We start from the raw sequence: 22,624 nt of genomic DNA, 5'->3' as shown, positions 1-22,624 counted from the left end.
AGCCGCATTGACCATGCTGGCACCCGACTGTTGGCGTTATCATTGAAAGTTTGCGCTAACTGTCATCCTCAGCTTCTTTTTTCGTGGGAACCCTATGCTATAGGCCAGACTTACTGCGTAACAGTTTAGTTGCAGGCAAACCCAAGTCAGGAGCAAGATCACATGACGACGCGCGTAAACCCGAATTGCCGGTTGGAGGATCAGGGAATCAACGGAGTCGGCCGGGTTTATTACAACCTGCTGGAACCTGCATTGATGACCGAAGCCGTTGCCCGCGGTGAAGGCCGGATCGGGCTTGGCGGCACCTTCCTTGCCACCACCGGCGTCCATACCGGACGCTCGCCCAAAGACAAATTCGTCGTCCGCACCCCATCTGTCGAAGATACGATCTGGTGGGAAAACAACGCACCGATGACGCCCGAGGCGTTCGACCAGCTGCATGCCGATATGCTGGAGCATATGAAAGGCCGCGATTATTTCGTGCAGGATCTGTTCGGAGGCGCCGATCCAGCAGAACGTCTGGATGTTCGCCTTGTGACCGAACTGGCTTGGCATAACCTGTTCATCCGCCATATGCTGCGCCGCCCGAAGGCAGAGGAACTGGCGACATTCACGCCGGAATTCACGATTATCAACTGCCCCAGCTTCAAGGCCGATCCCGAACGTCACGGCTGCCGCAGCGAGACGGTGATCGCACTGAATTTCGACAAGAAACTGATTCTGATCGGAAATACCGAATATGCGGGCGAGAACAAGAAATCGGTTTTCTCGCTGCTGAACTACATCCTTCCCAGCAAAGGCATCATGCCGATGCATTGCAGCGCCAATCACGCGCCCGGCGATCCCGACGACAGCGCCGTGTTCTTCGGACTGTCCGGCACCGGGAAAACCACGCTCTCCGCCGACCCCTCGCGCGTGCTGATCGGCGATGACGAACATGGCTGGTCGGATAATGGCATCTTCAATTTCGAAGGCGGCTGCTATGCGAAGACCATCAGCCTCTCGCCCAAGGCCGAGCCGGAAATCTATGCCACCACGTCCCGTTTCGGCACCGTGATCGAAAACATGGTTTTTGACGAGGACAGCCTCGAACTGGATTTCGAGGATAATTCGATCACCGACAATATGCGCTGCGCTTACCCGCTGGATGCGATCTCGAATGCGTCGGAAACCAGCCTTGGCGGGCATCCGAAGAATATCATCATGCTGACCTGCGATGCCTTCGGCGTTCTGCCTCCGATTTCGCGGCTGACGCCGGCGCAGGCCATGTATCACTTCCTGTCGGGCTTCACCTCCAAGACCCCCGGCACCGAGGTCGGTGTCGTGGAACCGATCCCGACTTTCTCGACTTGCTTCGGCGCGCCCTTCATGCCGCGCCGCCCCGAGGTCTATGGCAAGTTGCTGCAGGAAAAGATCGCACGGCATGGTGCGAATTGCTGGCTGGTCAATACCGGCTGGACCGGCGGCGCATTCGGCACCGGCTCGCGGATGCCGATTCAGGCCACCCGTGCGCTGCTGGCCGCAGCTCTGGATGGCAGCCTGAACGCCGCAGAATTCCGCCGCGACCCGAATTTCGGCTTCGAAGTTCCGGTCAGCGTCCCGAATGTTTCGGATGTTCTGCTTGACCCGCGTCAGACCTGGGAAGATCCGGCAGCCTATGACAAGCAGGCGCAGAAACTGGTGCAGATGTTCAGCGATAATTTCGCACAGTACCTGTCCGCCATCGACGACGAGGTTCGCGCAGCTGCCATCGGCTGATCGACCTGTTGCAACGGCCCGGGGGCGCTGCCCCCGGACCCCCGAGGTATTTGGACAAAGAAGAAAAAGGGCGCGATTTTCGGATCAGCGTCTTGCTATGCGGTGACTGGCCATGTCTTCGCGACCATGGTCAGCACATCATATTCCGCGACGAGTTCGCCCCTCTGGTTCGTAACCCGGCTATCCCAGCGCACTTCTCCGTAAACGGCATTTTCGCGCGGGTTGATCTGTTTGCAGGTCAGCCGGACCCGCAGACTGTCGCCGAAATAGACCGGTGTCAGGAAGCGCAGATTGTCCACACCGTAATTGGCCAGAACCGGGCCGGGATTCGGCTCGACGAACAGACCCGCCGCGAAAGAGGCGATCAGATAGCCATGCGCGACGCGATCCTCGAAGAACGGATTGGCTTTCGCCGCATCGCTGTCCATATGTGCGTAGAACGTATCGCCGGTGAATTCGGCGAAATGCTCGACATCCTCTTTGGTAACGGTGCGGGCCTCGGTCAGGATTTGATCCCCAAGACGCAGTTCGGCCAGCGATTTGCGGAACGGATGCCGGTCGGCACGGGTCGGTGCGCCGTCGATCCACTGCCCCGTCACCACCGACAGCAGGCGCGGGCTGCCCTGAACCGCCGTGCGTTGCATGAAATGCTTGACGCCGCGCATCCCCCCCATCTCTTCGCCTCCGCCCGCGCGGCCCGGACCGCCATGCACAAGCGGCGCGAGGGGTGCGCCATGGCCGGTGGAGCTTTTGGCGGAATCGCGATTGCCGATCATCACCCTTCCATGGAAGGAAGCGACGCCGATAACGGCCTCGACCGCGATATCCGGGTCATTGGTAAAGACCGAGGACACCAGCGAACCCTTGCCTTTTTTTGCCAGTTCAATCGCCTGGTCCATACCGTCATAGGCCATGATCGTGGCGACCGGCCCGAAAGCCTCGACCTCGTGCGGGATGGTCGCGCGCATCGGATCACTGCTGCGCAGCAGCACAGGCGAGATGAAGGCGCCATTGGCAGCATCGCCGGAAACCAGCGTGACCCGATCGGGATCGCCGAACACAATTTCGCCCTCGCCAAGGATTTCGGCAATCTTGCCGCGCAGGCTGTCACGATCCTCCAATGAGACAAGCGCGCCCATCCGGGCGGCGGCGTCATCCGGCAGGCCGATGACAATTTTCGACAGCCGCCCGGACAGGGCCTCGATCACCGCCTGTTCATGCTGCGCGGGCACCAGAACCCGGCGGATCGCGGTGCATTTCTGCCCCGCTTTCGAGATCATCTCTTGCTGAACCTCGCGTATGAACAGGTCGAATTCCGGGGTGCCCGGCCCGGCATCGGGGCCAAGGATAGCCGCATTCAGGCTATCGGCCTCCATGGTGAAGCGGGTCGAGTTGGCGACAATGGCCGGATGCGTCCGCAGCTTCCGCCCGGTATGGGCCGAGCCCGTGAAGGTCACCGCATCCTGGCCGGTCACATGATCCAGAAGATCGCCCGCACCTCCGCAGATCAGTTGCAGCGCACCTTCGGGCAGGATCTCCATTTCCAGCATCCGGCGCATGACCAGCTCGGTCAGATAAGCTGTCTGCGAGGCGGGTTTCACCAGACAGGGCATACCGGCGATCAGGGCGGGAGCGATCTTTTCCAGCATGCCCCAAACCGGGAAATTGAAGGCGTTGATATGTACCGCCACCCCGCGAAGAGGCGTCAGGATATGCTGGCCCGCAAAGCTGCCGTCGCGGGACAGGGGCTCGACCGCGCCTTCGGTCAGCACCCGCGCATTCGGCAATTCCCGTCGCGCTTTCGACGCGAATGTGAGCATGGTGCCGATGCCGCCCTCGATATCCGGCCACGCATCGCGAGGGGTCGCGCCGGTGGCAAGGCTTTCGGCATGAAATTCATCCTTCATTTCCATCAGCTTCTGGCCGATGGCCTTCAGCATCAGGGCGCGTTCGTGGATCGTATGACGGCGAAGCGCGGCCCCGCCGACCTTCCGCCCCCAATCAAGCGCGGCCCCGAAATCGATCCCCTCGGAAGAGATGAAGGCATGCGTCGCGCCCGTAGCGGCATTGGCAATCGGCCTGCCTTCGCCCCTGCCGGCATGCCAGCCGCCCTGCACATAGCTTTCCAGCCGCCGTGCGGTGCGTCCTGTATTCAGCATTCCCTGTCCTTCCCTACAGCAATTTCAACCGCGTCAGCACCGCTGCGACGTCGCGATGCCAGGCCTGACGCAATGTTTCGTTATCGCTTTGCCGCAAGCCCATCGCCTTCAGCCGTTCGAAACGATCCGATACGGCCGGGCCAAAAGTATCCGCGACAAGCGGCAACCAGTAATCCACCGAAGCGCGGGCTTGTTCGCGGTCCGGGGTGGTGATCCGCTCCAGCCCCTCGACACCCAGTTCCATATGGCGGCGTTCACGCGGAAGAATGTCGCGCAGCACCTCGGCCAGCGGCTGATAAGAGCAGCGCGCCAATTCACCCAAGGCATGCAACGTGGCCATGCCCATCAGAACATTCATCACCACCGCATCGGTCCAGCCGGTCAGGGGATAGTGAAACACCGACAGGCGCATGTCGCCACCCTGACGGCGCGGGCCGATCTGCTGATCGCGCGGACCGCGCGCCGCCCAGTCATGCGCCTGCTCATACCGCGCCTTGTCGGTGCCGAACCCTTCCATCAGGTCCAGCACCCGCCCGGCATGATCCGCCTTTTCCAGGGTGATCCGGCTTGCGGCGATCCGCTCCTTTATACCGGGAGCCCAGTTGATCGCATCTGCGAAACCCGCCGATCCGGCAAGCTCGCTATCCACGAAAGACGACATCAGCCGCAGCAATTCGCCCCGATAGCGCGGCGGCACGTTTTCCGGCGAGGTCAGCCTGCCGCCCTGCGCAAGATAATCCGCGACCGGCATGGGGTCCGCGTCACTCGTCATAGCTCAGTACCAGTTTATCGGATAAAGGGATACATTGGCAGGACAGGACGTAACCGGCCCTGACCTCATAATCCTCGAGCGCGTGGTTCACCTCCATCTCGAACTCGCCCTCCAGCACCTTGGCGCGGCAGGTCGAGCAGACCCCGGCTTTGCAGGAATAAGGCGCGTCCATGTTGTTCCCGATCGCGGCGTCCAGAACGGCGGTGCCGTCCTTGGGCATGCGGAAGGTCCGGGTTGCCCCGTCCAGCGTGACCGAGACTTCGCAGCTATTGGCCGAATTCGCGGCGTCGCGGGATATTACCCGCTTCTTCGCCCGGCCCGGCTGAGATGAGGCGAAGAGTTCGAACTTGATCTGCTCATCTGCCAGCCCATGCTGACGCAGGCTTTCGGCAATCGCCAGCATCATCGGTTCCGGCCCGCAAATGAAGGCGGTATCCACCGTTTCCGCGTCGATCCACATGCGGAACAGCATCTCCATCTTCTGTGCATCGATGCGGCCGGTGAACAGGTCGATCTCCTGCCCTTCGCTTTCAAGGATATGCACCACCGAGAAGCGCCCGAGATAGAGATTCTTCAGATCCTCGATCTCTTCGCGGAACATGATCGAACTGGTCTGGCGGTTGGCATAGACCAGCGTGAAGGTCGATTTCGGCTCCCGCGCCAGTACGGTCTTGACGATGGACAGGACCGGCGTGATCCCAGATCCACCAGCAAATCCCAGATAGAAGCGGGCCGATTGCGGATCAAGCGGCGTGAAAAAGCGTCCCTGCGGCGGCATGGCGTCCAGCAGATCACCGGCTTTCAGTCCCTCATTCGCCCATGTCGAGAAGGCCCCGCCATCCACGCGCTTGATGCCGACGCGCAGACAGCCCTCATCCAGCCCCGAGCAGATAGAGTAAGAGCGCCGTAATTCCTCGCCGTCGAAGTCCCGGCGGAAGGTCAGGTATTGGCCCTGCGTGAAAGCGAAGGCCCCGGCATCCTCGGCGCGCGGCTTCAGGGTGACGACCACGGCGTCGCGGGTGTCGCGGCGGATATCGGTGACTTCAAGCGGATGAAAGCGGGGCATTCAGGCCTCCTGACGGCTGGGGGCGGTTTTGGGATGCACCGGAAGCTTGCTGAAGAGCTGCCCGGCGGGCCTGTGCCCTTTGATTTCGGGCGGCGATATAGCGATAAAGGAGAGGATACGATCTAGTGACATTTGAAATAATCGAATGGTTCCAGACAATCCTTGCACCGATAAGCCGCCTTGCACGGGGTCGAGCCGAACTGGCTGACCCGTTCCGTATGCCCCGACCCGCAGCGGGGACATGCCACGATCAGATTCGAGCGCCCTGCCATGCGGGCGGCCCGTGCGGCCGTTCGCCCATCCGGGGCGGTGCCGTCAATCGGCGGGGCGATGCCGTATGCGCGCAGCTTCTCGCGCGCGTCCGGCGTGACCCAATCGGTCGTCCAGGGCGGCGAAAGGCGGCGCTCCAGCCGTAGCTTGCCGATCCCCTGCCCATGCAAATGGGCCTCGATCGACAGGTCTATCACCGAGGTTGCAGGACAGCCGGAATAGGTGGGCGTCACCGCGATGACCAGTGTATCCCCCTCCCACCGGATCTCGCGGATGATCCCCAGTTCCGTGACGGAAACGACAGGAATCTCGGGGTCGGGCACCTGATCCAGCCATTTCCAGACCTGATCCGTGGATGGCAGTGCGACAGCCACAGTATTCACCATTCCGCGCCGGGATAGGCGCGTTGAAGAAACTGCATTTCGGCAAGGATATAACCCAGATGTTCGGTGTGACGGCCCTGCTTGCCGCCCTGATGCACATCGAAGCGGATTTCGGGCAGGGTCAGAGTCGCCTCGCCCAGCACCTCACCCACCGTCTTGTCCCAGGCGGCACGCAGGGCGGCAAGCTCGGGCGCGATTCCGGCCGCAGCGGCTGCCTCATCCACCTTGTCCGCCGTGAACAGCTCACCCGCATAGGGCCACAGGCGATTCAGGGCATCTTGCATCCGCCGATGGCTTTCATCAGAGCCGTCCCCCAGCCGGACCACCAGATCCGAGCTGCGTTCAAGATGATAGCTGACCTCTTTCAAAGCCTTGGCCGCGATTTCGGCGACGCGGGGGCTGGCGGATTCGGTCAGCCCCGTCAGCATCTCGAAATGCCAGGCATCGAACAGAAATTCGCGCATCAAGGTCACGGCCATGTCGCCACTGGGCAATTCGACCAGTTTCGCATTCCGGAACTTCATTGCATCGCGCAGAAAGGCCAGATCGTCAGCCGAGCGTCCCTTGCCCTCGACCTCGGCGGCCAGTGCCAGCCACATCTGGGTGTGCCCGATCAGGTCAAGCGCCGTATTGGCAAGCGCGATATCCTCTTCCAGCGCAGGGCCATGGCCGCACCATTCCGAAAGACGGTGGCCAAGGATCAGGCAATTGTCACCCATCCGGCACAGCCAGTCGAACAAAGCGGGCTTCAACCCGTCATCTGCAAGAACCGGATCCGGCGCGGCGGTGATTTCTGCAATCGCCGCCATCACATATGCCCCACATCATCGGGAATATCGAAGAAGGTGGGGTGCCGGTAGACCTTGCTTTCCGCCGGATCGAACAGCGGGCCCTTCGCAGACGGGGCCGACGCGGTGATATCGGTGGATTTCACCACCCAGATCGAAACACCCTCCTTGCGGCGGGTATAGACGTCACGGGCATTGTTGACGGCCATCTCGGCATCCGGCGCATGCAGACTGCCCACATGCCGGTGATTCAGCCCGTGCTGACCCCGGATGAAGATTTCCCATAGCGGCCATTCCTTTTTGGACATCGGTTGCTACCCCTTTATTCGGCTGCGACAGAGGCGCCCGCCCGGCGCGCCGCAGCCTTTCCGGCATAGGCGGTCAGACCGTCACGGAACCATGCGCCTTCGTCCCAGGCGCGGCGACGGGCCTCCAGCCGTTCCTGATTGCAGGGGCCATTGCCCTTGATGACCTCGAAGAATTCCTGCCAGTCGGGTTCGGCGAAATCGTAATGGCCGCGCTCATCGTTCCATTTCAGCATCTCATCGGGGACGGTCAGTCCCAGATATTCGGCCTGCGGCACGGTTTCATCGACGAATTTCTGGCGCAACTCGTCATTGGTGTTCATCTTGATCTTCCACGCCATGGACTGCGCGGAATGGACCGAGTCCTTGTCGGAAGGCCCGAACATCATCAGCGCCGGGAACCAGAAGCGGTTCAGCGCGTCCTGCGCCATCTCGTGCTGCTCGGGTGTGCCCTGCGCCATCTTCATCATGATCGCATAGCCCTGACGCTGGTGAAAGCTTTCCTCTTTGCAGATGCGGATCATCGCCCGGCTGTAGGGGCCATAAGAGGTTCGTTGCAGTGGCACCTGATTCATGATCGCCGCGCCATCGACCAGCCAGCCGACCGCGCCCATATCCGCCCATGTCAGCGTCGGGTAGTTGAAGATGGAGCTGTATTTCATCGCGCCCGAATGCAGCTTTTCCAGCAGCTCGTCGCGGCTGACGCCAAGGGTTTCGGCAGCACTGTAAAGATACAGACCATGCCCCGCCTCGTCCTGAACCTTTGCCAGCAGGATCGCCTTGCGTTCCAGCGTTGGCGCGCGGGTGATCCAGTTGCCTTCGGGCAATTGGCCGACAATCTCGCTATGGGCGTGCTGGCCGATCTGGCGGATCAGCGTCTTGCGATAACCCTCCGGCATCCATTCCTTGGGCTCGATCTTTTCGCCCCGGTCGATGCGGTCCTGAAAGGCGCGGTCCTCGGGGGACATCTCCTCCGACGATTTCATGCCTTCCGATTTCACCATCTGAGCATACATGGCCGTGCCTCCGCTTTCAGATCCGCCCGGGCGCCGTGATCGCCTGCGCGGTAACGAGATGGTCCAATTCTAGCACATCCAGCCGATTCACGCTTCCGGAGAACAGGCCCGTTTCGCAGCGGGCCACAAACGCACCGATCATTACGTTTTCCATCCATTCTCCTCCGCCGGTCTGTCGGGGCATGCCATTCATCGACCGATCGGTCATCAATATACTTCCAAAAACATCACTGATAAAGTAAAATTTTTCTGTTTTCTGTGATGTTTTATGCCCAAAAAAATTATCCCGCGTTATCATCAGATTAATCCTTAATCGCGCAGCAGATCGGTAGAGCGCTTCATCGTTTCCTCCGTCATTTCCGGCAGAAGACCATCCGAAGCGGCAAAGCTGCGTCCGACGAATCGGTCTGCGGCGGGCGAGAGGGACAGGTAGATCTGCCGGAAGATGTCGCGGGCTTCTTGCGCCGGCCAATCTCCGGGCAGTGCCTCGACGGGCAAACGGGGATCGGCCAGGACGGCATGGCGATATTCGTCGACCAGACGCAACCGTAATGTCAAAGCGTTCTGCCCGGACAAAGCATCAAGCCGCGCGACGTCGCGAACCGGCGCAAAACGGGCGATGAACCCGCGATAATTTTTTGCCACTGCGTCCAGCGGCCAATATTGCGCCGCGAATTCCGGCAAATCCCGCACGGTCAGGCTTTGTACCCGCATGACCGTTCCGCACGGCATGCCCATTCCTTCGCGGTGCGGCGCAAGGATCGCCTGTGGTCCGATCCTGACCCAACCGGGGGGCGGTTCCTCTTTATTGGCGAACCCGACAAGCCATTCCTCGGGCGGCGCGGGCGGCGGGAACAGGATGCGCGATGCCTGCCGGAACTCGGCCTGCCCTGCCAACGACAGACGGTAGAAGCTTTTCCGCCCGACCCGTTCCCCGACAAGCCGGCCCGCACCGACCAGCCGGGAGACCGCCGTTCGAACAAGACTTTCGCTGATCCCATGCATCGCGCAGCATTCGATCAGCGTACCCATCCATAACGTCCCGCCACGCGGCTCGACCACATCGCCATATATCGTGACGATCAGCGAGGCCGCCTTGGGGGACGGGGCAGTGACGATGCCCTGGACTGCTTTGGGCACGGCATTCGCGGCGGTTTCGGTTGGCATTCGATGACATCACAAAAAGGGCATATATTCCGCTGACAGCGTAATGTCTGCCGCCGCCACTGTCACGCGGCATCGATATTGCTTCTTGCCGTTTCATTCCTCCTGCCGCTTCAGGATCGCACAGATGCGCGACCATTTCCCGGATGGCAGGGCATCCGTTTGACTTGCCGGTTTCGCTCTGCCTACATTAATTCGGAATTAAGCTCTGCGTCTCAGAACGTATTGAAAAGAAGGAGGGGGAGATGACAGCCAATCTTCAAGCTTTGGCACGTCGCGTCAAACCCGGGCAATGCGTTGCGCTACCGGTGGATTACGCGGGCGTTTCGATGGCGATGACCCGCCCGCTGATCGAACATGGTGCAGGCGATCTGCATCTGGTCTGTGTGCCGACCGGGGGATTGCAGGTCGATCAGCTTATCGGGTCGGGGCTTGTCCGTCGGGTGGAAACCAGCGCGATATCGCTGGGAGAGGCAGGCGGCGCGCCGCGTTTCAATCAGGCTGTCAGGGAGGGGCGGATAGAGCTGCGGGATGCGACCTGTCCGGCGATTCATGCCGGCCTTCTGGCGGCGCAGAAGGGCGTCCCCTTCATCCCCATGCGTGGCCTGATAGGCTCTGACCTGCTGGCCCGGCGGGATGACTGGAAGCTGACGGAAAATCCCTTTTCGGATCAGCCGGATCCCATCGTGCTGATCCCGGCGATCACGCCCGATATCGCGATCTTCCACGCGCCCATGGCCGATATGCAGGGCAATGTCTGGATCGGCAGACGGCGCGAACTCGCTGCGATGGCCTATGCCGCCACAGAAACGCTGGTGACGGTCGAACGAATTGTCGAACATAGTCTGCTGGCCGATGAAACCACCGCGGCAGGCACCCTGCCCGCGCTTTACGTGACCGATATCGCGGTCGCGCCGCGAGGGGCCTGGCCTTACGGTCTTTGGGGCAAATACGGCACCGATACATCGGAACTGATACGCTACGCCAAGGCGGCCCGCAGCGAGGACGGTTTTGCCGAATACATGAGCCGCGCCGAGGTTCCGGCATGAGCGTTGCCCTGCCCCGCGAAATCCTGATCTGCACGATTGCGCGGCTGTTGGACGGCGTGCGCAGCGTCGCTGTGGGGGCCTCGTCCCCCATTCCGGCGGCGGGGGCGATGCTGCGCCGCGCCATGGACGAAGGGCAAAGACGGGTTCGGCTGTCCATTCTTGGCTCCGTCGAACATAATTTCTTCACCAATGGCTCGGTCGAGCTGTTCGATAGCGCCGGTCAGGGACGGCTGGATGCTTTCTTTCTTGGCGGCGGGCAAATCGACGGGCAGGCCAATGTCAATCTGGTCGGCACCGGAGAATATCCGCAAAGCGATGTTCGCTGGCCCGGATCCTTCGGTTCGGCCTATCTCTATTTCACCGTTCCGCGGGTGATCCTGTTCCGCGAGGAACACAGCCCCCGCGTCTTTGTCGATAAGGTCGATTTCATCAGCGCCCCAGGAGTCAGTCCTCCCGGGGTCTATCGCCCCGGCGGTCCGGTTGCGTTGCTAACCGGCAAAGGGCTGTTCAGTTTCGACCGGACGCGACCGGGCTTCAGGCTGGAAAGCATCCATCCCGGTCACGATCTTGATGAGATCGAAGCCGCCACAGGCTTCGGTTTCGATCATACGGGTGCACCCCCGACCACAATCCCACCCGATGCTGCCGCGCTTTCCCTGCTTCGCGGACGGGTGCTGGATGAACTTGAAGAAACATATCCCGCCTTCGCCGCCGATTGGCGCCGCGATCTTGCGGGCGCAACCGCAAAGGAAGTCTCAGCATGACAGGGATCGGATCATTGAAAAATCTCAGGGTTCTCGATGCCAGCCGCGTGCTGGGCGGACCCTATGCCGGGCAAATTCTGGCTGATCACGGGGCCGATGTGATCAAGCTGGAACCCCCGGCGGGCGACGAGACACGCGGCTGGGGGCCGCCTTTTCTGGGCGATGCGGCCAGCTATTTCCTTGGCGTCAATCGCAACAAGCGCGGCATGGCGGTGGATTTGTCGCAAGAGATGGGACAAGAGCTTTTTCTGGCGATGCTGGAAAATACCGATGTGTTGATCGAGAATTTCAAGACCGGCACCCTGGAACGCTGGGGTCTGGGGCAGGACGACCTTTCACACCGCTTTCCCCGGCTGATCCATTGCCGCGTCTCGGGCTTCGGCGCAGACGGTCCGATGGGCGGTCTTCCGGGCTATGACGCGGCCGTTCAGGCGCTTTGCGGGATCATGAGTGTGAATGGCGAGCAAGGCGGCCAGCCGCTGCGGGTCGGCGTGCCGGTGGTGGACATCGCGACCGGGCTCAACGCGGTGATCGGAATCCTGATGGCCCTGAATGAACGGGCGGAAAGCGGCAAAGGCCAGTTCATCGATGTCAGCCTGTATGATTGCGGCATGTCGCTGCTGCATCCGCATCTTCCGAATTATTACCTGTCGGGCAAGGTGGCAGAACCTTCCGGCAATGCGCATCCGAATATCAGCCCCTATGATACATTTGCCACCGGCACCGACCCGATCTTTCTGGCTGTGGGCAACAACAGGCAATTTGCCACGCTTTGCCGAATGATCGACCGTCCCGATCTGCCCGTGGACGAGCGTTTTGTCAGCAATAGCCAGCGCAGTACCAACCGCGACGCCCTGAAGAGTCAGCTTGAAGCCGCGCTGGCGCATTTCGACTGCGCCGACCTGTCGGAACGTCTCATAAAGGCAGGCGTGCCCTGTGGCGCGGTGCGCAGCATCGATCAGGTGATCGCCGATCCGCATACGATCCACCGTGAAATGGTGGTGAATGTAGGTGAATATCGCGGCACCGGCAGCCCGATCAAGATGTCACGCACCCCTGCAAGCTATCGCCGCGCTCCTCCGGGATTCGCCCAGCACAGCGCCGAGGTGATGGAGGAATATGCATTGGACAGCGACCGCTACCGCGACGTGCTGCCGGGTCTCGATCCCGTAGAAAAGCCGGAATCCGTCTGAGCCGCGGACTCTTGCACAAGACGGAAGAACGGATCGTTATACGCGCATGGCAGGAAACCCGCCGACGTGAAGGATTGAATGATGACCGAACCCGACAAAGCAGACGCCCCCATCAGCCGCTTTCCCGTACCGCGGCTGGAAGACATGCCCGAGGATATCCGGACGCGCATCCTTGCGGTTCAGGAAAAATCCGGCTTCATCCCGAATGTCTTCCTGCCCCTTGCGCATCGCCCCGACGAGTTCCGGGCATTTTTCGCCTATCACGACGCATTGATGGACAAGCCCGGCAACCTGACCAAGGCCGAACGCGAGATGATCGTGGTCGCCACCTCGAATGCGAATGAGTGTCAGTATTGCGTGGTCGCGCATGGCGCGATCCTGCGCATCCGCGCCAAGGATCCGCTAATCGCCGATCAGGTCGCAATCAATTACCGCAAGGCCGATATCACGCCCCGGCAAAAGGCGATGCTGGATTTCGGCCTGAAGGTCTCTGCCCGCGCGCAAGAGGTGGCTGACAATGATTTCGACACCCTGAAAGCGCATGGCTTCACCGAAGACGACATATGGGATATTGCAGGAATTGCGGCCTTTTTCGGCCTGTCGAACCGGATGGCCAATGTGACAAACATGCGGCCGAATGCAGAATTCTACCAGATGGGACGCTAAACATGACCAAAGGTTACAAGGAAATGCTGGCCGAGGCCGATGCCGTCGTTCAATCCGTTTCGGTCGCGCAGGCCGCAGGAGCGCCTGACGATCCGCAGACCGTTCTTGTCGATATCCGCGACCCGCGCGAGCTGGAACGCGAAGGGATGATCCCCGGTGCGTTCAATGCCCCGCGCGGGATGCTTGAATTCTGGATCGACCCCGAAAGCCCCTATCACAAGCCCCGTTTCGCCGAGGACAAGACCTATATCTTTTACTGCGCGTCCGGCTGGCGCTCGCTTCTGGCCGCAAAGCTGGCGCAAGAGATGGGGCTTAAGGCGCAATCGCTGCGCGGCGGATTTGGCGAATGGAAAAAGGCCGGAAATGCTGTCGCCGAGAAAGGCTCTGCCAAGGGCTGACAGCGACCGGCTATGTGATATCGGGGGGAAGCGATGAGCAAATACGAAGACGGGCTGGAACGTTGCGAGGCCAATCACCAGCCGATGACACCAATTGCGTTTCTTGAACGCGCGGCACGGATCTATCCCGATCATACGGCGGTCATCCATGGCGGCCAGCGAAGCTCTTATGCCGAATTATGGAACAACTGCCGTCGTCTCGCATCCGCTCTGGCCGCGAAAGGCGTGGGGCGCGGCGATACGGTCTCGGTCATGCTGTCGAACACGCCGCCGATGATCCATGCCCATTACGGGGTGCCAATGGCGAATGGCGCGGTGCTGCATTCGCTGAACACCCGGCTGGATGCCGCGGCCATCGCGTTCCAGCTTGATCATGCCGAGGCCCGGGTGCTGATCGTCGATCGCGAATTTTCGCAGGTCATGTCCGAGGCGCTTGCCAGGGCAACGGTCAAACCGCTGGTGATCGATTTTGACGACAGCGAATATCCGGACGACGCTCCCCATCCGAAGGGAGCGCCGATCGGCAGCCTGGATTACGCCGATTTCCTTGCCTCGGGCGATCCGGATTTTTCCGGCACGCTTCCGCAGGATGAATGGGACGCGATCTCGCTGAATTATACTTCAGGCACCACCGGCAATCCCAAGGGCGTGGTCTATCACCATCGGGGCGCGGCACTGATGGCGCTGAACAATGTCATCCATGCCGAGATGCAGAAACATCCGGTCTATCTGTGGACCCTGCCGATGTTCCATTGCAACGGCTGGTGCTTTCCCTGGACCGTGCCGGTTCAGGCGGGGACGCATGTCTGCCTGCGCTGGGTGCGTGCCGCCGCGATTTACGACGCAATGGCGGATCATGGCGTCACGCATCTTTGCGGCGCGCCGATCGTCATGTCCACGCTGCTGAACGCGCCCAGGGAACAGAAGCGCGACTTCCCGCAATCGGTTATCTTCAACACCGCAGCCGCTCCGCCGCCTGAAACCGTGCTTCAGGCCATGGCCGATGCCGGCTTTCGGGTCACGCATCTCTACGGCCTGACCGAGACTTACGGCCCGACGGTCGTGAACGAATGGAACACGGCCTGGGATACGCTTTCCGCCGGTGAGCAGGCCGCCCGCAAGGCGCGTCAGGGCGTGCGCTATCTGTCGCTGGCCGATGTCGGGGTGCTGGATCCCGAAACCATGCAGCCGGTTCCCGCAGACGGCAAAACCATCGGCGAGGTGATGTTCCGCGGCAATATGGTGATGAAAGGCTATCTCAAGAACCCGGCCGCCACTGCCGAGGCGTTTACCGGGGGCTGGTTCCATTCGGGCGATCTGGGGGTCATGCATCCCGATGGCTATGTGCAGCTCAAGGATCGATCCAAGGATATCATCATCTCGGGCGGCGAGAATATCTCTTCGATCGAGGTGGAAGAAGAGCTTTACCGCCACCCGGCTGTCTCTCTTTGCGCGGTCGTCGCCATTCCCAGCGAGAAATGGGGCGAGACCCCCTGCGCATTCATCGAGACACGGAACGGCCAGCAGATCTCCGAGGAAGAGATCATCGCTCATTGTCGCACCGGGCTGGCGAATTTCAAATGCCCCTCGCGGGTTGTCTTTGAAGACCTGCCCAAGACCTCGACCGGGAAGGTTCAGAAATTCGTCCTGCGCGCCCGCGCGGCGGAACTGGTCCGCAAAGGCGATTGATGGAAATTCCCGCTCCGTCGCGCAAGGCGGGCGCGGCGAATTTGTTTTCACGCCGCAGCCATGAGCGCGAAGTTCAGTTTTACATCGGGATTCTGTGGACCTCTCATATAATTATCAGGGTTGCTGAAAAGCTCCCTGCGCGCAAAAGATAACCCATGAAACCGGAACCACTTCCCGCAGTCATCCTTGCCGGAGGCAATGCAAGCCGTATGGGCGGCGCGAAGGATGCGCGGTTGCTTGCCGGGAAAACCCTGCTTCGCCATGTTCTGGCCTGTATCACGCCGCAATGCGGCCCGATTGCGTTGAACGCAAACGAAGATCCCGACCGTTTCGCGCCCTATGGCCTACCCATCCTGCCCGATAGCATCCCCGAGCGCCCCGGCCCCCTCGCCGGAATACTTGCGGCAATGGACTGGGCCGCGGAACTGGGCTGTCCCCGCGTTCTCACGGTTCCCACCGATACCCCCTTCCTGCCGCCGGATCTGGTATCGCGGCTGCACGAGAATGCCGGTCCGGAACAGTTCTGCCTTGCCGCCAGCGCCCCGCCCGATGGCCAAACGCGCATTCACCCTACCTGCGGAATCTGGCCTACCCGGTTGCGCGGGGACCTGCGCAATACTCTGAAATCCGGTCAACGGAAGGTCATGGGTTTTGCCCGGACATATTCCCCCGCCAGCGCCGTCTGGACATATGCCGCGATGGATCCGTTCTTCAATATCAACTCACCCGCAGATCTCGTACGGGCAGAGGCCCTATTTTCGGCCAGCGCGAAAGCCGGCACGAAAGATTGTCACCACCGCAACCCATGATATAGCAGAGCTCTCCGCCGCAATCCGGAAACCATATCGTGACCGAGCAACCGCATCAGACTGGCTTCGTATCTCTCGTATCGGCCGGACCCGGAGATCCGGAACTGCTGACGCTGAAGGCCGCCCGGCGCCTGGCAGAGGCGGATGCAGTGCTGTACGACGCGCTCGCCTCCGGGCCGGTTCTGGATCATGCCGGGCCGAATGCCGAGCTGATTCCGGTCGGAAAGCGCGCCGGCCGGCCCTCGGCCCGGCAAGAGCATGTCAACGCCCTGTTGGTCGAGCATGCACGGCAGGGGCGCCGGGTCGTCAGGCTGAAATCCGGCGATGCGGGAATCTTCGGCAGGCTGGAAGAGGAACTGATCGCGCTTGTGGATGCGGCCATCCCGTTCGAGATCATTCCCGGCGTCACCTCGGCCAGCGCCGCCGCCGCCGCGGCGGATCTTCCCCTGACCCGCAGGCTGACGGCAAGGCGCCTGCAATTCCTGACCGGCGCGGATGTGACGGGCGGTCTGCCCGGCGATATCAACTGGGCAGCCATTGCCGATCCGCATGCCACCACCGTGGTTTTCATGGGACAGCGGAATTTTCCTGCGCTGGCTGCGGGCCTGCAAAAGCATGGGCTGGACGAGACGACCCCGGCCCTGTTCGCTGAATCGGTGGGCCATCCTCAGCAGCGCCTGATCCGCACCACCATTGGCGATCTGGCGAAGCTGCTGGAGGGAGCCAATGTGACTCAACCCGGCATCATTATCTTCGGTCCATTGGGGTTCGATCCGTAACCGGATCGCCTTCGCACCGTCAGGACCTGGCATATTAGGGATTTGCCTAAAATGCCCGGTTCTATTCTGGTGCATTCCGATAGCGATCCATGCCTTGATCAGCGGGCCGGAATCTTCGGCATCCGAACGATCAGGGGTCCGTAATGCTCGATTACCGGCATGTCACCACATTTCAGCGCGGCTGGGGTTACTGGCAGACTGCGCTTGCTGATCTGGAACTTGTGACCGTGAACGGACGACATCTGTTGGCCGCCGCATCGGAATTGATCGGCGGCGGCCTGTCGATCTACGCCGTCTCCGGGCCGGACCACCCGCTGGAACAACGCTCGGGATGGGGATTCCAGTCGGATTTCACCTATCAGCGTTCACCCGAACTCGCCGTTCTCCACTTTGGAACACAGACCTATCTGCATCAGTCCCATCTCGGCGGGGCAGAACATCTTGGAATGGGCGTTCGGGAAAACGGCAGCATGACGGGTTTCCGCACGATCTTTCCGCAGGACGTGATCGGTGACAGGCTGGCTTCGCTGGGGCAAATTCCCACATCGGACGATAGTCTCATCTACGCATCGCCTCAGGACAGCCTTTCGCTGAGCATTTTTCACACCGACAAGGGAAAGGGTCTCGTGCGCGTGCACGAATATTCGTTCTCTTCTCCGCATTTCTCGGCACAAAGCATTCTGGACCGGGTCATCGACACAATGGCGGGCGAAAATCGCTTTCTGGTCGCGATTTCGGGACTGGGGGAATTCATTTCGACTCATCAGATCACGGAAGCCGGTGAAATTCTGGATTCGAACCTGCATTACAGCCGTCTGGGAACGGGCTACTCGGTGCCTGCCGATCTTGGCGCAGTCGAACTCGCCGGAAGAACCTATATCATTCTTGCCTCGCCGGGCAGCTCCAGCCTGACGGTATTCCGGCTGCCCGCGAATGGCGTGCTCGTTCCCACGGATCATGTCATCGATGAGGGGTTTACCAATTTTCAATCGATCTCGGCATTCGACGTCGTGTCATTTCAGGGCCGATCCTTCATCTTCGCCGGCGGGACCGATGGTGGAATTACCGTTTTCACTCTGCAGCCCGACGGCAAGCTTTTGCATTTGCGCAGCATCTCGGACAGTTTCGAGATGGTTCTTTCGGATCTGGCCGATATCGAAACGGCGGTCATTGACGGCAGGATCGCACTGTTTGCCAGCTCTACATCCGAAACCGGAATCACGCAGCTTTCCTTTGATCCCGGAACGATCGGAATAACCGGAGCATGGCAGGCAATGCAGGTCACGGGCAGTTCCCATAACGATATGCTGCTGAGTCTGTCCACGAACCGGGTGATCCGGGGCGAGCAAGGCGACGATATCCTGATCGCCCGACATGCGGGAATCCGGCTATCGGGAGGCCCCGGCGAGGATATATTCGTTCCCCGCAATATCAATGGCCGCATCGTGATCAGCGATTTCGAATTTGGCCGGGATCAGCTTGATCTCAGCCAATTGGGTATGATCCGCAGCCTTTACCAGATCCGGTTCCATGAATTTGATGGCGGCATCAGCTTGCGATTTCACGACACACGCATCGATATCTTTACCCATAATGGCCGCAGGCTGACCGAATCCGACTTCACGAATGATCTGTTTCCGATCACCCATTACAACCCGCCGGCATTGGAATTGGACGAACTCATTCCCGCCCCTCCACCCTCGGACACAGGCGAACATATCATCGGCACCCCGGATTCGGACGTTCTGTCCGGGGGAACGGGCCCTGACATCTTCGGCGCAGGCCGGGGCGACGATACCGTGTCCGCCGGTGGCGGCAACGATACCATCTTCGGGCATGGCGGCGCGGATGAACTGACGGGTGAAACCGGGAACGATCTGATTTTCGGCAATATCGGCGACGATGTTCTGCGGGGCGGCGAAGGGCAGGATCGTATCTATGGCGGATATGGGCAGGACAGATTGTTTGCCGGCAGTGGTGCCGATCTGCTGCACGGCGAAGACATGAACGATATTCTTCACGGACTCCGCGGTCAGGATACCCTGAATGCGGGGATCGGCGACGACCGCGCATTTGGCGGTTCCGGTCCCGATCTGGTCCTTGGCGGCACCGGCCGGGATCATCTCGACGGAGGCGACGGCAATGATACGCTTAACGGCGGGGAAATGAGAGATACGATCATGGGTGGGCCGGGGCATGATGTTGTTGCTGGCGGCTCGGGTCCCGACAGTCTGCTTGGCGGCAGCGGCCGGGATTCATTGACGGGCGGGGAGGGAGACGATCGTCTTCTTGGCCTTCTGGGCGTGGATCTGCTTCAGGGTGGCGGTGGCAACGATTCCCTCTTTGGCGGCATCCGGGGGGACAGGCTTGAAGGAGCTGCAGGCCAAGATATGCTGTTCGGCAATCAGGGACCGGACCGCCTGAGCGGAGGCATGGGCAGCGATACGCTGTTTGGCGGCATCCATGACGACCTGCTGTTCGGTGGCGGCGGAAATAATGTTCTTGAAGGAGGCAAGGGCCACGATTCACTTTTCGGAGGTGTGATGAATGATACGCTTTCCGGGGGAATCGGCAGAGATATTCTTGATGGCGACAAAGGCCGCGATCATCTTCACGGACACGCGGGAAACGACCGGCTCAGCGGTCGCATAGGACAGGATATCATATCTGGCGGCTATGGCGAGGACACCCTGATCGGAGGGGTGGGATCAGACAACTTGACCGGTGGCGCCGGCAGCGATGTCTTTCGGTTCACATCCGCGGTCACCAGCCCCTTTCATGCACCTGACACCATCGAGGATTTCCTGCCGGGACAGGATTTCCTGGATATGTCCACCCTGAACCTGGCCTTTATCGGCCGCCGGGTCTTTCGCGGCGATGATCAGGTGAGATGGGGATACCATGCGCGCGAAACCCATGTCGCCGCGGATCTGGATGGTGATGGAAGGGCGGATCTGCGGATCATCCTGAACGGACGCATCGCCCTGACCGCAGATGACTTCCTGCTGTGAGTTTTGAGACCTTCCTCATTTCTTCGCCTGTCGGGTCAGAGCTCCTCCTCGGCGACTATCTGCATCCGATCCGGACCCGCCGCAACGGAAACTCCACCACATTCCGCACCGTTCTTGGCCCCGCCCTTACATTGCAGTAATGTGCGTCAGCTTAATTTCACGATTGTCATTTGCCTCGCAACCGGAAATCTGACCATGAAAATCTCGCTAGGAGCAGTGTTGGCGATCGGCCTGGCAGGTCTTCAGCTTGTCGCCGTACTTGCCGTCGTGTTCACCTCTTATGTCACGTCCGAAAGGGCGATGCTGAACCATGCAAGGCTGATCCTTGGCGATGTCGGCACCAACGCCACCGAACATTCCAAGGGTTTCCTGCACCCGGCCCGCAGCGCGGCGGAATTTGCGGCCGGCCTGTCCGAAATGCGGATCCTCGGCAGCGACAACCTCCAACTGCTCGAACGCTTCCTGTTTCAGCAACTCAAGGTCACACCCCAATTCTCGGCCCTTTATTTCGGGCTGGAGGATGGCTGCTTCGTCTTTGTCATGCGCGATTCCGGCCCGGCTCCCTACCGAACCAAGATCATCACCGTCAAGGACGGAAAACGCCATAGCGAACATTTCTGGCGAAACGACGATTTCTCACTGGTCACAAGCAAGGTCGACCCGACCGACACCTTCGATCCCAGGGATCGCAACTGGTATCAGCGTGCGGAAATGGCTCTGACCACGGTCTGGACCGATCCATATATCTTTTTCACCGCACAGCAGCCCGGCATCACCCTGGCCGCCCCCGTCCGGAATCCTGACGGGGGCGTTCGCGGGGTCGTCGGTGTCGATATTGAAATCAGCAGCATATCCGAATTTCTGGCACAATTGAGGATCGGCGAGACCGGTAAAGCCCTGATCATCAATCACAATGGCGACGTCATCGCCCACCCCAACAGCGAGCTTCTGAAAACCCAGGATCAGGATGGCACCGTACGGTTTCCCAATATCCGCGAATTCGATGACGGAATCGCGCGGGAAGCATTCTCGTGGCTGGGAAGCGGCATCGAAGCAGCCCAGGGCCGCGAGCGTTTTTCCAAATTCGAGTATGGTGGCGAAACCTATATTTCGACATTCACGCAGATCATCGATGACGATCTGCCCTGGACCGTTGCCGTCTATGCGCCTGAACTGGATTTTATCGGCGGGCTGAAGGATAACCGGACGACCAGCATCTGGATCGCCGTCATGGTCGCGATCCTGACTGGTGTGGCGGGACTGGCGCTTGCGAATTACATCCATCGGCCAGTGCGCGCATTCGCGATCCGCTCGGCATTGATCGCGCAGGGAGAGATCGACGCGACCGAACCGGCTCCGAAAACCTATAAGGAGCTGGCAAACGCCAATGAAACGCTGATGCAGGAGATCGTGGCCCGCAAGAAAACCGAAGCCGAATATGGCCAGACTTTCGATCTTTCATCACGGGCAATGGCCCAGACCGCCCCGAAAACCGGCGACCTGCTCAAGGTAAATGCGAAATTCTGTGAACTTACCGGTTATGATCTGCGGGACGTGAAAGCGATGCACTATACAGACCTGATCCATCCGGATGATCGCTCACATATCAGCCCGGATTTCTTCTCGACCAGTGACGGTTCGGCGACGCGCCATGATGTCCGCTTCATTCGCAAGGACGGGCAGACTATCGATATCGCGGTCAATGCCATTCTGATCCGCGATTATAACGGTGATCCACTGCACGCGGTGGTCACATTGGACGACATCACGGAAAGCAAGGCGCGGGAAAAGCAGATCGCGCGCTTGAATCGCGATCTTATTCATCTGTCGCGAGGGCATACTTTGGGACAAATGGCTGCGGGTCTGGCCCATGAACTGAACCAGCCATTGGCCGCCATCGCTCAAAATATGGACTCGGCGCTGCTGATCCTGGAATCGATGAAGGAAATACCTGTCGAGTTGCGGGAAATCCTGACGGAAGTCGAACAGCAATCCATTCGCGCAGGCGACATCATTCGGGCCTTGCGCGGTTTCATCATGAAGGATGCCTCAAACTTTACGAAATTCGATATCGCCGAACTGATCGAACAATCCAGACGTCTCGTCCAGCCCGAGGCAACCGAGGCAGGCGTAAGCATTCGGGTCCAAACCAACGGACTTCCTCCGGTCAGCGCCAATCGCATTCAGATTGCGCAGGTCATCGTGAATCTGCTGAGAAACGCGGTCGAGGCCATTGGCGAAAACAACCTTGCCAATCGAAGTGTAACGGTCACGGCACGCCAACAGGACGGGACACTGGCGGTTACCGTCGAGGATGACGGACCGGGGATCGATCCGGGCATCGAACTCTTCTCGGAATTCGAGACCACCAAACCGAACGGGATGGGGCTTGGCCTGTCAATTTGCCGTACGATGATCGAGGCAAATGGCGGCAAATTGTGGCAGGACGCAACTTATACGGATGGCGCGCGTTTCTGTTTTACATTGCCTGTTCCGCAGCGTGGGATCGGCGAATTAACGAATGAATGCGATAGGCTGGCACCAGATCTCTGAACCGTGTAATCGACAATATTGTAAATAGTGCC

General features: G+C 60.1%; 20 protein-coding genes. 11 read left to right on the top strand and 9 right to left on the bottom strand.

Annotated features, from left to right (window positions below):
- Nucleotides 1-162 precede the first annotated feature (162 nt).
- The gene (locus D3P04_RS06465) at nt 163-1,758 is read left to right on the top strand and encodes a phosphoenolpyruvate carboxykinase (protein WP_119747058.1); all 1,596 of its coding nucleotides are present in this window, start codon (nt 163-165) and stop codon (nt 1,756-1,758) included.
- 95 nt (nt 1,759-1,853) lie between these two features.
- Here the strand turns inward: D3P04_RS06465 and paaZ are convergent, their stop codons facing one another.
- From paaZ to D3P04_RS06420, 9 genes are all read right to left on the bottom strand, one after another.
- The gene (gene paaZ / locus D3P04_RS06460; protein ID WP_119747056.1) at nt 1,854-3,917 is read right to left on the bottom strand and encodes a phenylacetic acid degradation bifunctional protein PaaZ; all 2,064 of its coding nucleotides are present in this window, start codon (nt 3,915-3,917) and stop codon (nt 1,854-1,856) included.
- A gap of 13 nt (nt 3,918-3,930) precedes the next feature.
- Nucleotides 3,931-4,689 carry a Phenylacetic acid catabolic protein gene (locus tag D3P04_RS06455; RefSeq protein ID WP_119747054.1) on the bottom strand — a complete coding sequence of 253 codons (759 nt, stop codon included), beginning with the start codon at nt 4,687-4,689 and terminating at the stop codon, nt 3,931-3,933.
- Entirely contained in the window at nt 4,679-5,755 is a 1,077-nt protein-coding gene (paaE, locus tag D3P04_RS06450; protein WP_119747052.1) for a 1,2-phenylacetyl-CoA epoxidase subunit PaaE, read from the bottom strand. The genes D3P04_RS06455 and paaE overlap by 11 nt, the downstream gene beginning before the upstream one ends.
- Before the next feature lie 122 nt (nt 5,756-5,877).
- The gene (paaD, locus tag D3P04_RS06445; RefSeq protein ID WP_119747050.1) at nt 5,878-6,411 is read right to left on the bottom strand and encodes a 1,2-phenylacetyl-CoA epoxidase subunit PaaD; all 534 of its coding nucleotides are present in this window, start codon (nt 6,409-6,411) and stop codon (nt 5,878-5,880) included.
- Nucleotides 6,405-7,217 (bottom strand): 1,2-phenylacetyl-CoA epoxidase subunit PaaC, encoded by an 813-nt coding sequence (paaC, locus tag D3P04_RS06440; RefSeq protein WP_119747048.1) that lies wholly within the window; start codon nt 7,215-7,217, stop codon nt 6,405-6,407. The genes paaD and paaC overlap by 7 nt, the downstream gene beginning before the upstream one ends.
- The gene (paaB, locus tag D3P04_RS06435; protein WP_119747046.1) at nt 7,217-7,504 is read right to left on the bottom strand and encodes a 1,2-phenylacetyl-CoA epoxidase subunit PaaB; all 288 of its coding nucleotides are present in this window, start codon (nt 7,502-7,504) and stop codon (nt 7,217-7,219) included. The genes paaC and paaB overlap by 1 nt, the downstream gene beginning before the upstream one ends.
- Before the next feature lie 14 nt (nt 7,505-7,518).
- Complete coding sequence (gene paaA, locus D3P04_RS06430) at nt 7,519-8,517, bottom strand: 1,2-phenylacetyl-CoA epoxidase subunit PaaA (RefSeq protein WP_119747044.1); 999 nt, start codon at nt 8,515-8,517, stop codon at nt 7,519-7,521.
- Nucleotides 8,518-8,533: 16 nt separating this feature from the next.
- Nucleotides 8,534-8,815, bottom strand: a complete 282-nt coding sequence (locus tag D3P04_RS06425) for a hypothetical protein (RefSeq protein ID WP_119747042.1) — start codon at nt 8,813-8,815, stop codon at nt 8,534-8,536.
- A gap of 11 nt (nt 8,816-8,826) precedes the next feature.
- Nucleotides 8,827-9,684, bottom strand: a complete 858-nt coding sequence (locus D3P04_RS06420) for a PaaX family transcriptional regulator (RefSeq protein WP_119747040.1) — start codon at nt 9,682-9,684, stop codon at nt 8,827-8,829.
- Nucleotides 9,685-9,926: 242 nt separating this feature from the next.
- Here D3P04_RS06420 and D3P04_RS06415 point away from each other — a divergent pair, with 242 nt between their 5' ends.
- From D3P04_RS06415 to D3P04_RS06370, 10 genes are all read left to right on the top strand, one after another.
- A complete protein-coding gene (locus D3P04_RS06415) occupies nt 9,927-10,730 on the top strand; it encodes a CoA transferase subunit A (RefSeq protein ID WP_119747038.1) in 804 nt (267 codons plus the stop codon).
- The gene (locus tag D3P04_RS06410; protein WP_119747036.1) at nt 10,727-11,494 is read left to right on the top strand and encodes a CoA transferase; all 768 of its coding nucleotides are present in this window, start codon (nt 10,727-10,729) and stop codon (nt 11,492-11,494) included. The genes D3P04_RS06415 and D3P04_RS06410 overlap by 4 nt, the downstream gene beginning before the upstream one ends.
- Entirely contained in the window at nt 11,491-12,687 is a 1,197-nt protein-coding gene (locus D3P04_RS06405; RefSeq protein WP_119747034.1) for a CaiB/BaiF CoA transferase family protein, read from the top strand. The genes D3P04_RS06410 and D3P04_RS06405 overlap by 4 nt, the downstream gene beginning before the upstream one ends.
- A gap of 81 nt (nt 12,688-12,768) precedes the next feature.
- On the top strand, nt 12,769-13,353 hold the full coding sequence (locus D3P04_RS06400) for a peroxidase-related enzyme (protein ID WP_119747142.1): 585 nt from the start codon (nt 12,769-12,771) through the stop codon (nt 13,351-13,353).
- Between the two features lie 2 nt (nt 13,354-13,355).
- The gene (locus tag D3P04_RS06395; protein ID WP_119747032.1) at nt 13,356-13,751 is read left to right on the top strand and encodes a rhodanese-like domain-containing protein; all 396 of its coding nucleotides are present in this window, start codon (nt 13,356-13,358) and stop codon (nt 13,749-13,751) included.
- Between the two features lie 33 nt (nt 13,752-13,784).
- The gene (locus D3P04_RS06390) at nt 13,785-15,440 is read left to right on the top strand and encodes an acyl-CoA synthetase (protein ID WP_119747030.1); all 1,656 of its coding nucleotides are present in this window, start codon (nt 13,785-13,787) and stop codon (nt 15,438-15,440) included.
- Nucleotides 15,441-15,595: 155 nt separating this feature from the next.
- Nucleotides 15,596-16,249 carry a molybdenum cofactor guanylyltransferase MobA gene (gene mobA, locus D3P04_RS06385; RefSeq protein ID WP_119747028.1) on the top strand — a complete coding sequence of 218 codons (654 nt, stop codon included), beginning with the start codon at nt 15,596-15,598 and terminating at the stop codon, nt 16,247-16,249.
- Between the two features lie 38 nt (nt 16,250-16,287).
- The gene (gene cobA, locus D3P04_RS06380) at nt 16,288-17,028 is read left to right on the top strand and encodes a uroporphyrinogen-III C-methyltransferase (protein ID WP_119747026.1); all 741 of its coding nucleotides are present in this window, start codon (nt 16,288-16,290) and stop codon (nt 17,026-17,028) included.
- Between the two features lie 143 nt (nt 17,029-17,171).
- The gene (locus tag D3P04_RS06375; RefSeq protein WP_119747024.1) at nt 17,172-20,039 is read left to right on the top strand and encodes a calcium-binding protein; all 2,868 of its coding nucleotides are present in this window, start codon (nt 17,172-17,174) and stop codon (nt 20,037-20,039) included.
- 195 nt (nt 20,040-20,234) lie between these two features.
- The gene (locus D3P04_RS06370) at nt 20,235-22,592 is read left to right on the top strand and encodes a cache domain-containing protein (protein WP_119747023.1); all 2,358 of its coding nucleotides are present in this window, start codon (nt 20,235-20,237) and stop codon (nt 22,590-22,592) included.
- Nucleotides 22,593-22,624 lie beyond the last annotated feature (32 nt).

Origin of the sequence: Paracoccus onubensis (assembly GCF_003591515.1) — a bacterium.
Lineage (GTDB): Bacteria > Pseudomonadota > Alphaproteobacteria > Rhodobacterales > Rhodobacteraceae > Paracoccus > Paracoccus onubensis.
This window is presented reverse-complemented; position numbering and strand designations above follow the sequence as displayed.

What these genes read in the sequence shown, in the direction of transcription:
- D3P04_RS06465 (WP_119747058.1), top strand. Translation starts at nt 163, where the DNA reads ATGACGACGCGCGTAAACCCGAATTGCCGGTTGGAGGATCAGGGAATC.
- paaZ (WP_119747056.1), bottom strand. Translation starts at nt 3,917, where the DNA reads ATGCTGAATACAGGACGCACCGCACGGCGGCTGGAAAGCTATGTGCAG.
- D3P04_RS06455 (WP_119747054.1), bottom strand. Translation starts at nt 4,689, where the DNA reads ATGACGAGTGACGCGGACCCCATGCCGGTCGCGGATTATCTTGCGCAG.
- paaE (WP_119747052.1), bottom strand. Translation starts at nt 5,755, where the DNA reads ATGCCCCGCTTTCATCCGCTTGAAGTCACCGATATCCGCCGCGACACC.
- paaD (WP_119747050.1), bottom strand. Translation starts at nt 6,411, where the DNA reads ATGGTGAATACTGTGGCTGTCGCACTGCCATCCACGGATCAGGTCTGG.
- paaC (WP_119747048.1), bottom strand. Translation starts at nt 7,217, where the DNA reads ATGGCGGCGATTGCAGAAATCACCGCCGCGCCGGATCCGGTTCTTGCA.
- paaB (WP_119747046.1), bottom strand. Translation starts at nt 7,504, where the DNA reads ATGTCCAAAAAGGAATGGCCGCTATGGGAAATCTTCATCCGGGGTCAG.
- paaA (WP_119747044.1), bottom strand. Translation starts at nt 8,517, where the DNA reads ATGTATGCTCAGATGGTGAAATCGGAAGGCATGAAATCGTCGGAGGAG.
- D3P04_RS06425 (WP_119747042.1), bottom strand. Translation starts at nt 8,815, where the DNA reads ATGATAACGCGGGATAATTTTTTTGGGCATAAAACATCACAGAAAACA.
- D3P04_RS06420 (WP_119747040.1), bottom strand. Translation starts at nt 9,684, where the DNA reads ATGCCAACCGAAACCGCCGCGAATGCCGTGCCCAAAGCAGTCCAGGGC.
- D3P04_RS06415 (WP_119747038.1), top strand. Translation starts at nt 9,927, where the DNA reads ATGACAGCCAATCTTCAAGCTTTGGCACGTCGCGTCAAACCCGGGCAA.
- D3P04_RS06410 (WP_119747036.1), top strand. Translation starts at nt 10,727, where the DNA reads ATGAGCGTTGCCCTGCCCCGCGAAATCCTGATCTGCACGATTGCGCGG.
- D3P04_RS06405 (WP_119747034.1), top strand. Translation starts at nt 11,491, where the DNA reads ATGACAGGGATCGGATCATTGAAAAATCTCAGGGTTCTCGATGCCAGC.
- D3P04_RS06400 (WP_119747142.1), top strand. Translation starts at nt 12,769, where the DNA reads ATGACCGAACCCGACAAAGCAGACGCCCCCATCAGCCGCTTTCCCGTA.
- D3P04_RS06395 (WP_119747032.1), top strand. Translation starts at nt 13,356, where the DNA reads ATGACCAAAGGTTACAAGGAAATGCTGGCCGAGGCCGATGCCGTCGTT.
- D3P04_RS06390 (WP_119747030.1), top strand. Translation starts at nt 13,785, where the DNA reads ATGAGCAAATACGAAGACGGGCTGGAACGTTGCGAGGCCAATCACCAG.
- mobA (WP_119747028.1), top strand. Translation starts at nt 15,596, where the DNA reads ATGAAACCGGAACCACTTCCCGCAGTCATCCTTGCCGGAGGCAATGCA.
- D3P04_RS06375 (WP_119747024.1), top strand. Translation starts at nt 17,172, where the DNA reads ATGCTCGATTACCGGCATGTCACCACATTTCAGCGCGGCTGGGGTTAC.
- D3P04_RS06370 (WP_119747023.1), top strand. Translation starts at nt 20,235, where the DNA reads ATGAAAATCTCGCTAGGAGCAGTGTTGGCGATCGGCCTGGCAGGTCTT.